Origin of the sequence: Schaalia vaccimaxillae DSM 15804 (genome assembly GCF_000420425.1) — a bacterium.
GTDB lineage: Bacteria > Actinomycetota > Actinomycetes > Actinomycetales > Actinomycetaceae > Pauljensenia > Pauljensenia vaccimaxillae.
Window position 1 is genome coordinate 432,962 of record NZ_ATUX01000006.1, and the last position, 14,366, is coordinate 447,327.

11 protein-coding genes, 1 rRNA gene and 1 pseudogene are annotated in these 14,366 nt (G+C 58.2%); 3 read left to right on the top strand and 10 right to left on the bottom strand.

What is annotated here, in order from left to right; all coding sequences use genetic code 11:
• Positions 1-209: 209 nt before the first annotated feature.
• The 4 genes from infB to G439_RS0104985 all read right to left on the bottom strand — a co-directional run bounded on the left by infB (position 210) and on the right by G439_RS0104985 (position 4,997).
• Entirely contained in the window at positions 210-3,011 is a 2,802-nt protein-coding gene (gene infB, locus G439_RS0104970) for a translation initiation factor IF-2 (RefSeq protein WP_022868085.1), read from the bottom strand.
• A gap of 108 nt (positions 3,012-3,119) precedes the next feature.
• Positions 3,120-3,446, bottom strand: coding sequence for a DUF448 domain-containing protein (locus G439_RS0104975; RefSeq protein ID WP_022868086.1), 327 nt, complete (start codon positions 3,444-3,446; stop codon positions 3,120-3,122).
• A gap of 11 nt (positions 3,447-3,457) precedes the next feature.
• Complete coding sequence (gene nusA / locus G439_RS0104980; protein ID WP_022868087.1) at positions 3,458-4,519, bottom strand: transcription termination factor NusA; 1,062 nt, start codon at positions 4,517-4,519, stop codon at positions 3,458-3,460.
• Positions 4,520-4,526: 7 nt separating this feature from the next.
• Positions 4,527-4,997 (bottom strand): ribosome maturation factor RimP, encoded by a 471-nt coding sequence (locus tag G439_RS0104985; protein ID WP_022868088.1) that lies wholly within the window; start codon positions 4,995-4,997, stop codon positions 4,527-4,529.
• 82 nt (positions 4,998-5,079) lie between these two features.
• Between G439_RS0104985 and G439_RS11195 the strand changes: the two genes are divergently transcribed.
• Complete coding sequence (locus G439_RS11195; protein WP_022868089.1) at positions 5,080-6,171, top strand: hypothetical protein; 1,092 nt, start codon at positions 5,080-5,082, stop codon at positions 6,169-6,171.
• Positions 6,172-6,249: 78 nt separating this feature from the next.
• Here G439_RS11195 and G439_RS0104995 read toward each other — a convergent pair whose 3' ends face one another.
• The 4 genes from G439_RS0104995 to G439_RS0105010 all read right to left on the bottom strand — a co-directional run bounded on the left by G439_RS0104995 (position 6,250) and on the right by G439_RS0105010 (position 10,822).
• Positions 6,250-7,308: a 3-isopropylmalate dehydrogenase gene (locus tag G439_RS0104995; RefSeq protein WP_022868090.1), complete on the bottom strand. Its 1,059-nt coding sequence runs from the start codon at positions 7,306-7,308 to the stop codon at positions 6,250-6,252.
• Between the two features lie 201 nt (positions 7,309-7,509).
• Positions 7,510-8,538 (bottom strand): ketol-acid reductoisomerase, encoded by a 1,029-nt coding sequence (gene ilvC, locus G439_RS0105000; RefSeq protein WP_026459408.1) that lies wholly within the window; start codon positions 8,536-8,538, stop codon positions 7,510-7,512.
• A 2-nt stretch (positions 8,539-8,540) separates the two neighbouring features.
• Complete coding sequence (gene ilvN / locus G439_RS0105005; protein WP_022868092.1) at positions 8,541-9,053, bottom strand: acetolactate synthase small subunit; 513 nt, start codon at positions 9,051-9,053, stop codon at positions 8,541-8,543.
• A gap of 2 nt (positions 9,054-9,055) precedes the next feature.
• Positions 9,056-10,822 (bottom strand): acetolactate synthase large subunit, encoded by a 1,767-nt coding sequence (locus tag G439_RS0105010; protein WP_022868093.1) that lies wholly within the window; start codon positions 10,820-10,822, stop codon positions 9,056-9,058.
• Positions 10,823-11,187: 365 nt separating this feature from the next.
• Between G439_RS0105010 and G439_RS0105015 the strand changes: the two genes are divergently transcribed.
• Positions 11,188-12,780, top strand: coding sequence for an aspartate:alanine exchanger family transporter (locus G439_RS0105015; RefSeq protein ID WP_022868094.1), 1,593 nt, complete (start codon positions 11,188-11,190; stop codon positions 12,778-12,780).
• A 197-nt stretch (positions 12,781-12,977) separates the two neighbouring features.
• Here the strand turns inward: G439_RS0105015 and G439_RS0105020 are convergent, their stop codons facing one another.
• Entirely contained in the window at positions 12,978-13,505 is a 528-nt protein-coding gene (locus G439_RS0105020) for a DUF6591 domain-containing protein (RefSeq protein ID WP_022868095.1), read from the bottom strand.
• Between the two features lie 175 nt (positions 13,506-13,680).
• Between G439_RS0105020 and G439_RS12750 the strand changes: the two are divergent.
• Positions 13,681-13,973: pseudogene (locus G439_RS12750) on the top strand (IS3 family transposase); the annotation flags it as partial.
• Positions 13,974-14,131: 158 nt separating this feature from the next.
• Here the strand turns inward: G439_RS12750 and rrf are convergent.
• A 5S ribosomal RNA gene (rrf, locus tag G439_RS0105030) occupies positions 14,132-14,250 on the bottom strand.
• Between the last annotated feature and the right edge of the window lie 116 nt (positions 14,251-14,366).

The window sequence follows — 14,366 nt, forward strand, 5'->3', positions numbered from 1 at the left end:
TCCCGCACTTCTGTTCGGCACCCAACGGGCAGCCATTCGTCTTGTCTAGCCTTATCTTACGAGGTCGCCATGCCTCCGGCGTACTTGAAGTCGAGGTCAGGGTTGAGCCGTCTTCATCTCTAAGCTCGCATTGGTTAGGCCGAAAACGGAGGGCGGCGCCCGAAGCTCGCAAGCTCCAGGCGCCGACGTCGTGGATTTTCATCCTTCGATCAGTCGCGAGGCTTCTCGCGCATCTCCCAGGTTTCAATGATGTCGCCCTCGGCGATGTCCTTGTAACCCAGCGTAATACCGCATTCGTAGCCTTCGCGGACCTCGGTAACGTCGTCCTTCTCACGGCGCAAGGAGGCGATTTCGAGGTTGTCGGCAACGACGATGCCATCGCGGACCAGGCGAGCCTTAGTGCCTCGCTTGATCGTGCCCGAACGGATGATCGAACCGGCGATGTTTCCGAACTTGCCAGAACGGAAGACCAGGCGAATCTCGGCGCTGCCCAGCTGGACCTCTTCGTAGATCGGCTTGAGCATGCCCTTAAGAGCCGCCTCAACATCGTCAATCGCAGAGTAGATGACGTTGTAGTACTTGATGTCGACGCCCTCGGCATCGGCCATCTCGGCAACGCGTTCGGCGGGACGAACGTTGAAGCCGATGATGACGGCCTTGTCGATGGTCGCAAGGTTGACGTCGTTCTGCGTGATTGCACCAACACCGCGGTGAATGATGCGCAAAGCAACCTCGTCTCCGACCTCGATGCGCAGTAGCGAATCTTCCAGGGCCTCAACGGCACCGGAGACGTCACCCTTGATGATGAGGTTAAGGGTGTCAACTTCGCCCTCGGCCAGGACCTTGTCAAAGTCCTCCAGGGAAACGCGCTTGCGGCGCTTAGCCAGCATTGCTTGACGTTCCGCGGCCTCACGTTTGTCAGCGATTTGACGGGCTGTGCGGTCGTCGGAGGCAATGAGGAAGGCGTCGCCTGCTCGCGGTACAGAGCTCAGGCCGAGCACTGCGACGGGACGCGAGGGGCCGGCCTCTGCCACATCGTTACCGGAGTCGTCGAACATGGCACGCACGCGGCCGTAGGAAGATCCCACAACGAGGGCGTCGCCCACGCGCAGGGTGCCGCGCTGAACCAGCATGGTGGCCACGGCGCCGCGTCCCTTGTCGAGGTTGGCTTCGATGGCAACACCGCGAGCTGCAGTGTTCGGGTTGGCTTCCAGAGTGAGAGCCGCATCCGCTGTCAGCAGGACAGCTTCAAGGAGTTCATGAATGCCCTGACGCTGCTTGGCGGAAATGTCGACGAACATGACGTCGCCGCCATATTCTTCAGCAACCAGCCCGTATTCGGTGAGCTGCGAACGAATCTTGGCCGGATTCGCATCTTCCTTATCGACCTTGTTGACGGCAACCACGATCGGCACATTTGCAGCCTGAGCGTGGTTGATCGCCTCAACGGTCTGAGGCATGACGCCGTCATCGGCAGCGACCACGAGAATCGCAATATCAGTGACCTGCGCACCACGGGCACGCATGGCGGTGAAGGCCTCGTGACCGGGGGTATCGATGAAGGTCATGGGACGCTTCTTACCCTCGTGCTCAACCTTGACCTGGTAGGCGCCAATATGCTGGGTGATGCCACCGTGCTCGGTGTCAACGACATCGGTGTGACGGATCGCGTCCAGCAGCTTAGTCTTACCGTGGTCAACGTGACCCATGACGGTGACGACCGGAGGACGGGCCTCCATGTTCTCAATGTCATCGAGTTCTTCGGCCTCAAGGTCGATGTCGAAGGACTCGAGGAGCTCGCGGTCTTCGTCCTCGGGGGAAACAACCTTGACGTCGTAGCCAAGTTCAGCGCCCAGGGCTTCGAAGGTGTCCTGGTCAAGGGACTGAGTGGCGGTGGCCATTTCACCCAAGTGGAACAGGACGGTGACCAGTGCCGCGGGATTGACTTCGATCTTCTCCGCGAAGTCGGCAAGGGATGCACCCTGGCGGATCCGAATCTCCTGGCCGTTGCCACGAGGGATCGAAACGCCGCCAATGACGGGTGCATTCTGCTGCTCGAACTCTTGACGTTTGGCGCGCTTGGACTTACGGCCTCGCTGGTTACGGCCGCCACCTCGACCGAATGCGCCCGGGGTTGAACCGCGTCCGCCGCGGCCGCCACCAGCACCTCCACGAGGCGGACCAAAGCCACCGCCAGGCTGAGTACCTGGTGCGCCTGCGCCACCGCCACCACCGGGACGCGAGCCGCGGCCTCGACCGCCGCCAGCACCACCACGTCCGCCGCGTTCGCCACCAGCGGGAGCGCCGGGACGAGCAAAGTTCGCCTGACCGGGCATCATGCCGGGGTTAGGATGGTTTCCTCCCTGAGCTCCACGACCGCCGGGACGAGGGGACGAACCTGAACCGCCGGGACGAGGAGAGCCCGACGCGGCGCCCGGACGAGCCGGACGTTCGCCCTGACCACCGCGTCCACCCGGACGAGGTCCAGGGCGTGCTCCGCCCGAACCACCCGGACGAGGCATGCCCTGGCTTGAAGCATATGGGTTATTGCCAGGCCGTGGGCCCGAGGGACGCGGACCGGGGCGAGGCCCACCGGTGCCGCCGGGTCGGGGAGCATCCGTAGCGTCCTTAGATGCTGAACGCGGAGCCGGTTTGGCTGCGGGGGTCGGTTTGGCAGGAGTGGTCTCCTGTGGTTGTTGAGCCGATGGCTGTTCAGGCTGCTCAGCGGCTTGCGTCGATTGGACGCTAGTAGGTTTAGGCGCAGCCGGCTTCCTTGCCGACGGCTTGGGGGCAGCCGGTTTACTCGGTGTGGGCTTCTTGGCCGCAGGCTGACTTTGGGGTGCCGCGGAAGCCGACGAGCCGTAATGCTCGCGCACCTTCCTGACGACGGGTGATTCAAGACCGGAGGATGCCGCTTTGACATACTCTCCGTTGTTGTTCAGGAACTCCAGGAGTTCCTTACTCTTGATGCCGAGCTCTTTGGCAAGCTCGGAGACGCGCAACTTAGCCACTTTTCTCCTGTCCGGAAGCGCCTCCGGACCGGAGACGCGTTACTTGTACTGCTGGCAGCTCATCGCTGGGTACTCATCGGGTGCCCATCAGCTTCCAACCCGCTTCCACTAATCGATGGTCGACGTCTTAGCCGTCGCTTGCTGAGCGATCTTTTCTAGGTTGTCCCACGCGTCCTCGCCGATGTCGGCGCGTATGCGCAGGGCCCGCTGGAAGCTCCGTCTGTGACGGGCCTTCTCAACGCACACGGAGTCGGGGTGTAGCCACGCTCCGCGCCCAGGAAGATCGCGCCGGGAATCTATCGAGACAGATCCCTCGTGTGTGGCGACCACGCGAATCAGGTCCGCGCGCGCCTGGCGCTTCCCGCAACCAACACACGTCCGAATAGGGCCCTCCCCTGAAGCGGGGTCGGTCAGCAGACGCGCAGGATGCGGCACGATTATTCAGTTTAGTCGAGCTCCAGCTCGTCCCGAACCTCAGAACGTGAGCGACTGGTCACGTCATCAGGCATAGACGATCTGGAGGCTGTAGCGTCATCTCCCGTTTCCGTATCGGAGTGAATATCAATGTGATAACCGGTTAAACGCGCCGCAAGTCGAGCATTCTGCCCTTCTTTGCCAATGGCGAGAGAGAGTTGGAAATCGGGGACAATCGCCGTTGCAGTCTTATTGTCAACGGAGTGGACAACAACCCTGGTGACACGAGCCGGCGACAGTGAATTGGCCACGAAACGACCGGGATCATCCGACCAATCAACAATGTCAATCTTTTCTCCGCCAAGTTCGGTCATAACGCCGCGCACGCGCGAACCCATCGGGCCGATACATGCCCCCTTGGCGTTGATTCCTTCCCGCGTGGCCACAACCGCAATTTTCGTGCGGTGGCCGGCTTCGCGTGCAACAGCCTTGATTTTGACCAGACCCTGTTGAATCTCGGGAACTTCACGTTCGAACAGTCCCATGACCAGGCCGGGGTGGGTCCGTGACAGCGTGATCCGGGGCCCCTTGTCGGTACGCTCGACGTTGACGACGAAAGCCCGAATGCGATCGCCGTGGCGATACTGCTCCCCCGGCGCCTTTTCAGAATCGGGTAGGACAGCTTCAAAATCATCAGAAACTTGGACAATCGTGATGCGTCCATCGCGCGACTGCTGAACGGTTCCAGTAATGACCTGACCGGCTCGATCAGCGAAGTCACCTAAGACTTTCTGATCGTCGGCATCACGTAGACGCTGCATAATGACGGACCGAGCCGTCGACTGTGCGATACGCCCGAAGTTCTTCGGGGTGTCATCGAATTCGCCGATCGGGTTGCCGTCCTCGTCCTCGTCCATCGCCATGACGGTGACACGACCGGTCTTCTTATCAATCTCGATTCGGGCCTGCGAGATTGCGCCAGGAATATTGTGGTACGCCTTGAGGAGGGCTTCTTCGATGGCGTCGACCAGGGTGTCCAGAGACACTCCCTTTTCGGTCTCCACCATGCGCAGTGCTGTCATATCGATTTCCATAATGACCTCAGTCCATAGATCCGAATTCGACGCGTGCCCGCGCCTTCTTCATCTGTGCGTATGCAATCGTCGTTTCTTTACCATCAATGTCCAGGGTGGCTGCCTCGTCGTTGGCTGTTTGCACCCTTCCCACGACCGTATCCCCATCGCGTAGTTTGACCTGAGCGAGACGACCGGCCTGCTTGGCCCAATGTTTGGGCAGTGTCAGTTCACGCTCGGCACCTGGCGTCGACACTTCTAACAGGTACTCAGAGTCAATAGGGTCAGCCTGATCCATTGCTTTGGAGATCGCTCGCGAAACATCAGCCAGAGTGTCAGCGTCAATCCCATCCATGCCAACGGGAGCGTCCACAATGACACGAACCAATGGTGTGCCGGATTGGTTCGTCACAAGAACGTCATCAAGGTCGAGCCCCGATTCCTGGACGATCGGCTCAAGAAGAGCCTGGAGCTCGTCGGAGTGCTTGGGGTTGGGCACGGGACCTCCTGTATGAAAATGGTGTGCGACACGGCATCTGTCCTCCCATCGTACCCGTGTCACCGCGTGGGATGATGCGCAGGTGCATGTCATATCCGCTACGTCACGGCCTCCACGTCGCCGAACAGCTCTTGGTCTCAGCCTCTTTCTCAGCGTTGCAGCACTGACAACAGCATGCGACTCGAGCACCATCCACTTCTCGAACGAACCCGGAGTTTTGCCCGCCCTGACCGGCATTGACAAAATTCGTGATGAGGCCGTGCGCACCGAAGTCGCAGCAATTGAGCGAGCAGATTCCCTGGCTCAAGCACTCACCAATGACCGGTGCCCACAGTGCGCAACCGCACTGCAAGAAATTTCTACGAACTCTGCCCAGCGCCTCACTACGCTCGGCGGAGTGTGGCAACCCTGGGAGGACAATGTCAACGAGGATGTTGAACGTCCCCCGGCTGTAGCCGATGCGCCAATGACCGTCGAAAGCTTCATTTCCTGGCTGGTTGCCGGCGCGCAGCGCGACCTAGCCGTGGCAGCCGATCCGTCCGTCACACACTCGCAAGACTCTCTTGTTTTGGCTTCAACAGCCCTGGGACGGTATGCCGACGCCCGAGCATTATCAGAGGCCTATGGAGTTGATCTTTTCGCCGGATCTGCGGCATTGAACACGGCTAACTCGCGACTTGTCGGCCGGCAAGAAGCCGAACTTATCGCACAGACCAATGTTGGCACTTGGTCTTTAAGTTCTGACGATCTCTTATCCAATCAGTCGCTGCCTGCTGTTGAGTACGTCGAAGGTGACTCAAGTGTGAGCGGTTCGGCCGAACTGGCTGAAGCAATCGTCGTGTGGGACTGCGTGGCCCAGACTCTGCCACGCACCGAAGTTCTTGACGGACAGCCTTTAGATGCAACAGTTCGTTCGGACCGTCTCATGGTTCGGGTCGACCGTATACTTGACACGGGCGTTGCCGATCAACGGATCCCCCGATGCTCCCTTGAATCCAGGCAAGTCGAAGAGTTAGCCCGCAACCTTATCGCCGCCGATATTTCTTTACTCAATTCAGAATCCGCTGCTGTTCGATTGACGGGACTGCATGCGGCACTTGAAGACATCTCTGACTACCAAACGATCTCACCCCAGGCTTTCGGCGCCCTCGTTGGCGTGACTCAAGCCGGCTAGCCAATCTCCCCCACTCATGTCGCAGGTGCCTGCAGCTTCGTTGCCACAGGCACCTGCGAGTCTATGAGCCCCCTCTTTTCAGGCACGGATCTTGGCGACGATATCGTCACCGATTTGGCTGGTTGACCGTGCCAATGATTCTCCTCGAGCAGCCTCTTCGGCTCTGGCAACCATGTCCTCTTCCACCGCGCGCGTAATCCTGCGGGCTGCGTCGACTAAACCAACGTTTTCCAGCAAAAGTGCGACCGCTAAGATCGTCGCCGTCGGGTCGGCCTTTCCTTGCCCAGCAATATCTGGCGCAGACCCGTGGACAGGCTCAAACATAGAGGGAAAATCGCCTGACGGGTTGAGGTTTCCAGAAGCCGACAGTCCGATGCCTCCGGTGATGGCACCGGCCTCGTCTGTCAATATATCCCCGAAGAGGTTGTCGGTGACGATGACGTCGAAGCGGCCAGGATCGGTCACCATGTAAATCGTGGCTGCGTCGATGTGACAGTAGTCGACCTCAACCTCAGGGTATTCGCGACCAACTTGGTCGACGATTCGCCGCCACATGTGGCCGGCATGGACTAAAACATTGTGTTTGTGAACCAGCGTCAGGTGCTTTTTTCGCCCCTGGGCTTGCTCGAATGCGTATCGGACGACGCGCTCGACTCCATAGGCAGTGTTGACCGATACTTCGGTGGCGATCTCGTGGGGGGTTCCGGTGCGAACGGCTCCCCCATTTCCGCAGTACAGGCCTTCCGTTCCTTCACGCACGACGACAAAGTCGATCTGACCGGGATTGGCCAGAGGACTTGGAACTCCTGGATAGAGCTTAGAGGGACGAAGATTGACATAGTGATCGAGGGCGAAGCGCAGCTTGAGCAGCAGCCCGCGTTCTAAAACTCCAGAGGGAACGGATGGGTCCCCTACGGCTCCCAGCAGAATGGCGTCATGTTTCTTGATTACATCAAGATCCTCATCGGTTAAAGTCTCGCCCGTGCGATGCCAACGTTGAGCACCTAAGTCAAAGGTGGTGGTCGAAACTTCCATGCCCGAATCATTCAAAGCGGCGTGAAGCGCCTTAAGGCCTTCGGGGATAATTTCTTGACCGATTCCGTCACCGGGAATCACTGCGAGATTGAGGGTTTCCATAGGAATGAGGCTATGACCTGCAGTCATTCTGGGACGGATTGTCTCGTAAAACGGTCACAATGGTCGAAGCATGCCGCATGACAACAATGTTCTCGGCCGACACACGGCCGCCCTCGTCTGCAAATAAGCAAAACGAGGGCGGCAAATGTCTCAATGAACAGCACGCCTAGGTGATGCACGCTCAGACAGGCGTACTCTCACTCAGCGAGCGGCAGAACCATCCGTGTAGTCGGAGTCAACCGAGGTCCAGCCGAAGGCAGCACGCAGCTTCTGACCGGTCTTCTCGATTGGGTGCGACTCATTTTCAGCGCGCAGAGCCTTGAATTCGAGGCCTCCATTGTCCTGATCGGCAATGAAGCGCTTGGCAAAGGTTCCGTCCTGAATATCAGCCAGGACCTCCTTCATGTGCTCCTTGACCTCAGGACCAATGACACGGGGGCCAGAGACGTAGTCGCCGTATTCGGCCGTGTCAGAGCAGGACCAACGCTGCTTGGTCAGGCCACCCTCGTTGATGAGATCGACAATGAGCTTGAGTTCATGGCACACCTCGAAGTAAGCCATCTCCGGCATATAGCCAGCTTCAGTCAAAGTTTCGTATCCGTACTGGATCAGCTTGGAGACGCCACCGCACAAAACAGCCTGCTCACCGAAGAGGTCGGTTTCGGTTTCCTCGGTGAAGGTGGTCTTGATGACACCTGCTCGCGTTCCACCGATACCCTTCGCGTAGGACAGAGCGAGGTCAAGGGCAGAACCCGAAGCATCCTGCTCAACACAGACGAGGGCGGGGACACCCTTGCCTTCCTGGTACTGGCGACGCACCGTATGACCGGGGCCCTTGGGGGCAACCATGCAGATATCGTGGCCAGCTTCGGGAGTGATGTAGCCGTAACGGATATTGAATCCGTGAGAGAAGAACAGTGCTGCATCGTCCTTGAGGTTAGGGGCGATCTGCTCGGAGTAGACGGTGCGCTGGACCTGGTCGGGAACCAGAATCATAACGACGTCACCCTCGCGAACGGCCTCGGGAACGTCCTTGACGGTCAGCCCAGCGGATTCGGCTTTCTCCCACGAGGATGAGCCCGGGCGCAGACCCACGACGACATTGACGCCGGAGTCCTTGAGGTTAAGAGCATGAGCGTGTCCCTGCGAGCCGTAGCCGATGATGGCCACAGTCTTCGACTGGATGATCGACAGATCAGCGCCGTCGTCGTAGATGATTTCTGCTGCCATTGTCATTTCTCCTTCAATTGATCGGTGATCGAACGCGATCCGCGGCCGATCGCCACGGCGCCCGACTGGACGATTTCTGTGACACCGTAAGGCTCGATGGCCTTAAGCAGTGCTTCCAACTTGGACAAAGAGCCGATTGACTCAATGACGACCGATTCGGGTTGCACATCGACGACGTGGGCGCGGAAAAGGTCAACGACCTGCAGGACCCCTGTGCGACGTGTTTCATCGGCCTGGACTTTGAGCAGCAAGAGTCGGCGTTCCACCGAATCCTGCGCCGTGAGCTCAACGATCTTGAGAACGTTGACCAACTTATTGAGCTGTTTGGTGATCTGTTCGAAAGGCTGTTCATCTGCCTCAACAATGATGGTCATCCGCGAGACCTCGGGATGCTCAGTTTCACCCACAGTCAGTGACTTGATATTGAACGCGCGGCGGGCAAAAAGGGCTGCCACGCGAGTCAGAACGCCCGGCTTATTTTCAACGAGCACCGCAAGGGTATGCAATTGAGCCATGATCAGTCCTCCACATCCCAGTCGGGCGCCATTCCCCTGGCGTAGTTGATTTCATCGTTGGACACGCCCGCGGCAACCATGGGCCAAACCATCGAGTCTTTGGAGACCCTAAAGTCAATGAGCACCGGACGGTCGTTAATCGACATTGCCCATTCGATGGCCTCGTCGACCTCGTCAATTGAGCGAACTGTTCGCGCGGCTGCCCCGTAGGCATTGGCCAGCATCTCGAAGTTGGGGATCTGCTCACCATCAACAGGATTGAGAGTGGTATTTGAGTACCGCTTTCCGTAGAAGAGGGACTGCCACTGGCGCACCATTCCCAACACGGAGTTGTTAATCAGACAGACCTTGATCGGAATGTTGTTGATCGTGCAGGTAGCCAACTCCTGATTGGTCATTTGGAAGGAGCCGTCGCCGTCAATCGCCCACACGACTTTGTCGGGGGCTCCGACCTTTGCACCCATTGCAGAGGGAATACAGTAGCCCATGGTTCCCAGGCCCGATGAGGACAGGAAGTGACGGGGATTGTCATGTTGGATAAATTGGGCGGCCCACATTTGGTGTTGACCCACGCCGGTGACGTACACGGCTTCGGGCCCTGCGATCTTCGAGAGGCGTTGGAGCACATCTTGGGGAGCCATCATGGAATCTTCAGGTTCTGGCCACCCCATCGGGTATTTGTCACGCAGGCGGTTCAGGTATCGCCACCAGCCCGCCAGGTTTCTGGTGCTGACATCTTTGAGTTGCTCGTTGATCTCTCGGTTGAGCATTGGCAGAGCTTGGGCAAGATCACCCACGATCGGCACATCCGCATACCGGATCTTCGAAATCTCAACGGCGTCAATGTCAATATGGACAACACGCGCCCTGGGGGCGAATGAATCCACGCGGCCGGTGACGCGGTCATCGAAACGTGCACCGAGGGCAACGATGACATCAGCGCGTTGCAGGGCCCCAACTGCCGGCACGGTGCCGTGCATACCCGGCATGCCCAGATTGTGGCGGTCAGAGTCTGGGAAAGCACCGCGGGCCGTCAATGTGGTGACCACGGGGGCGTCTGTGAGCTCGACAAGTTTGGCAAGTTCAGCAGTGGCATTCGAACGGATCATGCCACCACCGACGTACAGCACTGGAGCTTCGGCCTCGAGAATGGTTGTAGCCGCAGTCTTGATCTGCTTCTTATGTGGCTTGGCTGCGGGTCGATACCCGGGAAGTTCCATCTTGGGCGGCCAAGAGAACTCCATCTCCGCCCCCTGGGCAGACTTCGTAATATCAACGAGGACGGGCCCCGGACGGCCGGTTTGGGCCAAGTGGAAGGCTTCGGCAATGCGAGCGGGAATTTCCTGAGGATCCGTCACGAGGAAAGCGTGCTTTGTCAGCGGCATGGAAGCTCCGACAATGTCGGCTTCCTGGAAAGCATCGGTGCCAATAAGGGAGGCTCCCACCTGACCCGAGATCACAACCATCGGTACGGAATCCATATTTGCGTCTGCTAGAGCGGTCAGGATGTTGGTGGCTCCTGGACCGGAGGTGACGATTGCGCAGCCAACTTTGCCGGTAGCCAGGGCGTAGCCTTCGGCGGCATGCCCTGCCCCCTGCTCGTGGCGCACGAGGATGTGACGAATCTTCGTCGAAGCCATTAGGGGATCGTAGAGATGGAGAATAGCGCCGCCAGGCATACCGAAGACATCGGTGACGCCAAGCGCTTCGAGGCTCGCAACGATTGCTTGAGCGCCGGTCATCGTTTGGGTTTCAGCAGTGGTCTTCACCGCAGGGTCCTCTCACTTCGTTTGGAGACATCGCATGAAAAAATCCCCGTCGCTATTGAGCGTTGGGGATAAGGCGTGCGATCCATCCAGGGTTCACATGGCAGGAGTCGCACGCCCGGGTACGAGGACCAGGACGTCGATTCCGAGAATGTGAATGTTGAGCACGTGTCCTACGGTAGGCGCAGTTTGCTGATTGGCCCTCGTTGTCTCATACTCCGAAACTTCGAAGAGAAACGGGAGACTCTGGTCCCCACGAAAGAGTGTCTTGCCACAGTCGGGACGATGGACTGACGATCGGCCTGTTAAGGCTGAGATACTTTGTCCCGTCTCATTCACTATCCGACGAATTTTACGGAGTTTCCACTGTGGAAGCAGTATTCGAATACCTGGCTGGTCAGCCGGTGCTTTTCGTCTTCCTGATGATCGGCATTGGCATGATGTTCGGCCACGTCAAGATCAAGGGGATCGGCCTAGGCGCCGCAGCCGTCCTATTCATCGCCATTATCGTCGCCGCATGGTCGACGGCCTCGGGCGTAACCATCGAAGTCCCCGAAGAGATCAGTGCTTTAGGCTTGGCCCTCTTCACATTCGCTATCGGAGTGAACTCCGGCGCCTCGTTCTTCCATAACTTGAGGACGGCCATTGGCCCCATGATCACCATGGTGCTGCTCTACGTCGTCGCTGCCAGTGTCGGCCTGGGTGTCGGCAAGGCGATGAACATGGACATCGCGATGATCGCTGGTACTTTCGCCGGCGCAACAACCAATACGCCCGCACTGGCTGCCGCCAGCGATTCCTCCGGAGATCCGGCAACCGCCACGGTCGGCTACTCGATTGCGTACCTCTTTGGTGTCATCGGGATGCTCATTGCCGCAATGGCAGCCCTGTCCTACTCGAAGAGCGACAAGGACACTCCTTCGCCGTTGGCTAACCGTACGATCCGCGTTGAGCGCGACGATCACCCCTTCGTTGGCGACCTGTACGAGAAGCTCGGTTCTAAGGTCACTTTCTCGCGTCTACGTCGCGGCGAAACAGGACCCATTTCGCGTCCTTCCATGTCTGACACTTTAGACAAGGGCGATCTCGTGACGGTAGTTGGACCTCGCGAACTCGTCGTTCGCGCAGCAACCGAATTGGGCCACGCCTCTTCTCACTCGCTGATGCAGGACCGTTCCTACTTGGACTTCCGCCGTATGACGATCTCCGATCCTCACATCGCTGGCCGCACCGTGGGCGAACTGAATATGGCGAAGCGTTTCTCCGCCACTATTTCTCGCGTGCGCCGAGGCGACACGGATATGATCGCCGAACCTGGTCTGGTTCTTCAGCAAGGCGACCGCGTCCGCGTCGTTGCTCCGACGTCGAAAATGCGTGAGATCACAAAGTTCTTCGGTGACTCCGCTCGCGGCCTGTCGGACATCAACCCCATCGCTTTGGGTATCGGTATGGCTCTGGGCCTGTTCATCGGTCATATCCAGATTCCGATGGGTGGCGGCTCGACCTTCTCAATTGGTGGTGCTGCGGGAACCCTGATCGTTGGCTTGATTTTTGGTCGCGTTGGACGCGTGGGCCCGGTGGTGACTGCTCTGCCTTTCACGGCGGCATCGGTGATGCAGGAATTGGGTCTGCTGATGTTCTTGGCTCGCGCAGGAACAGCAGCCGGTGGTCAGATCTCGAAGGCTTTCACCTCGGGCGCCTGGATCAATATCTTCATCCTTGGTGTCATCATCACTTCGATCATGGCCGTTGGCCTGTATGTCACGATGCGTTGGATCTTCAAGATGGGCGGCACCCAGCTTTCCGGTCTGCTCGCAGGTGCTCAGACGCAGCCCGCAGTCTTGGCTTTCGCCAACGGTCGTACCGGTCAGGATCCGCGTGTGGCACTGGGATATGCGCTGGTTTATCCGGTTGCCATGATCGGCAAGATTTTCGTCGCACAGATCCTTGGTGGTCTGTGAGCAACTGAAACGCTCTTTCGCAATGTTCATCTGAATGTGGTTGGGACCGAGGCTCAGTGAGCCTAGGTCCCAACCACATTTTTCTCTCCCCTACTGCAATCTAATACGAGTATGTGTCACACCATAATTCCTGTGGCTGGCACATTAATTACCCTGGGAGAACCGTCCACAGCAGTGAATGTATCAGCCGATGAACTTTATGCAGCTTCACTAATGTTTTGAATTGCTGTCGCCAGCTTTTCATTGCAGCGGGCCATAACTTCTGTGTACAGCGCTAGCTCATCAGCAGCAAGTTGCTCATTTTCCCACTGCTCAGCCTCCCGAGCAAGTTCTGCAGCCTTGGCCTGTACCTGTGTGAGTTCCTGCGCCATCGATATCAGGTCATCACTCGACTTATACTTCTCGCTGAAAGCGACGTACTCGTCGACAAATCCTTCGTAGGATTCAAGGAACTCACGTACCTCAGAGCTGTTCGCCTCCGGTGTGGGCTCGGTTTCCTCTGTGGGCGCGACCTCAACGCTCTGACTCTCGGTGGGCTGCACTGGTTTGGTATCTTCTACGCTTTTGTTCTTGTCCGAGCCTCCGCAGGCTGCCAGTGACAGTGCAAGTGCGGCTGTTGCGATGACGATGCTAGCTTCTTCAACACGATGGCGTGTCCTCTCTGCATTGATGAATGAACTTTTCAGCTCAAGATGCAGGTGCCCCCCCCCCGCTATTTTTGTCAACTACGTGGCCAGCGTGATTCGCACAGCTTGTTATTGGTGCATAGTGTGGTTTTGGGAGCGATAGCGTGCTGTGTGGGTGGCGTCTCCTGTCGTGGCCCTCGGCTGGCCGTCGATGCGCTGCAGAAGGCTGTCACCAGGCGCGGTGGGCGACAGAACGTGGCTGGCTGGTGCGCAATCGAAACGAAACTCACAGTTCTGGTCGCGTAGCTTCGTGGAGTCCATCCGCGTGGACGGTCTAGCCGGGCCAGCGCGGCCGGTGACAACGCCGCCATGGAGTCCCTCTTCTCCCTACTGCAAAAGAAAGTCCTCAACCGCTGCCGCTGGGCTTGTTTCAACCAGCTGAGGGGCGCGATCGTGACTTGGATCGAACGGACCTACCACCGCCGACGCAGACAAGTCCACCTCGGACGCTTGACAGCCATCGAGTACGAGATGATTCAATCCCAACAGGAGGTAACTGGCGGCTAAAACCCGTGTCACCCAAACTCGCAGCAAACCCTTGTCGTGATTCGTGTGCTTTGTGTTGTTTGTTGTGGGTGTTTTGGAAACAAAAGCAAGGGGGGGTCGCAACTTGTCGTTCATTGTGTTGACGGGTTGCGGCCCCCCCCTTGGTTATTTTGGTTTGGTTGTGGCGGTGTCCTACTCTCCCACACCCTCCCAGGTGCAGTACCATCGGCGCTGTAGGGCTTAGCTTCCAGGTTCGGAAAGGGATGCTGGGCGTTTCCCCTACGCTATGACCACCACAAAACTATGTGTCCACACACCGTTTACCGTTGCCGGGGTTTTGCTGTGTGGGTTGGTGGTGATTCGTATAGTGGTTAACGAGCATTGTTTGCTTGTTTGTGTCCCCACAATAAGTGG

Bases quoted from the DNA above. Each gene is read 5' to 3' on its own strand.
- ilvN (WP_022868092.1), bottom strand. From the start codon at position 9,053: ATGGCTCAATTGCATACCCTTGCGGTGCTCGTTGAAAATAAGCCGGGC.
- nusA (WP_022868087.1), bottom strand. From the start codon at position 4,519: ATGGAAATCGATATGACAGCACTGCGCATGGTGGAGACCGAAAAGGGA.
- G439_RS0104995 (WP_022868090.1), bottom strand. From the start codon at position 7,308: ATGGAAACCCTCAATCTCGCAGTGATTCCCGGTGACGGAATCGGTCAA.
- ilvC (WP_026459408.1), bottom strand. From the start codon at position 8,538: ATGGCAGCAGAAATCATCTACGACGACGGCGCTGATCTGTCGATCATC.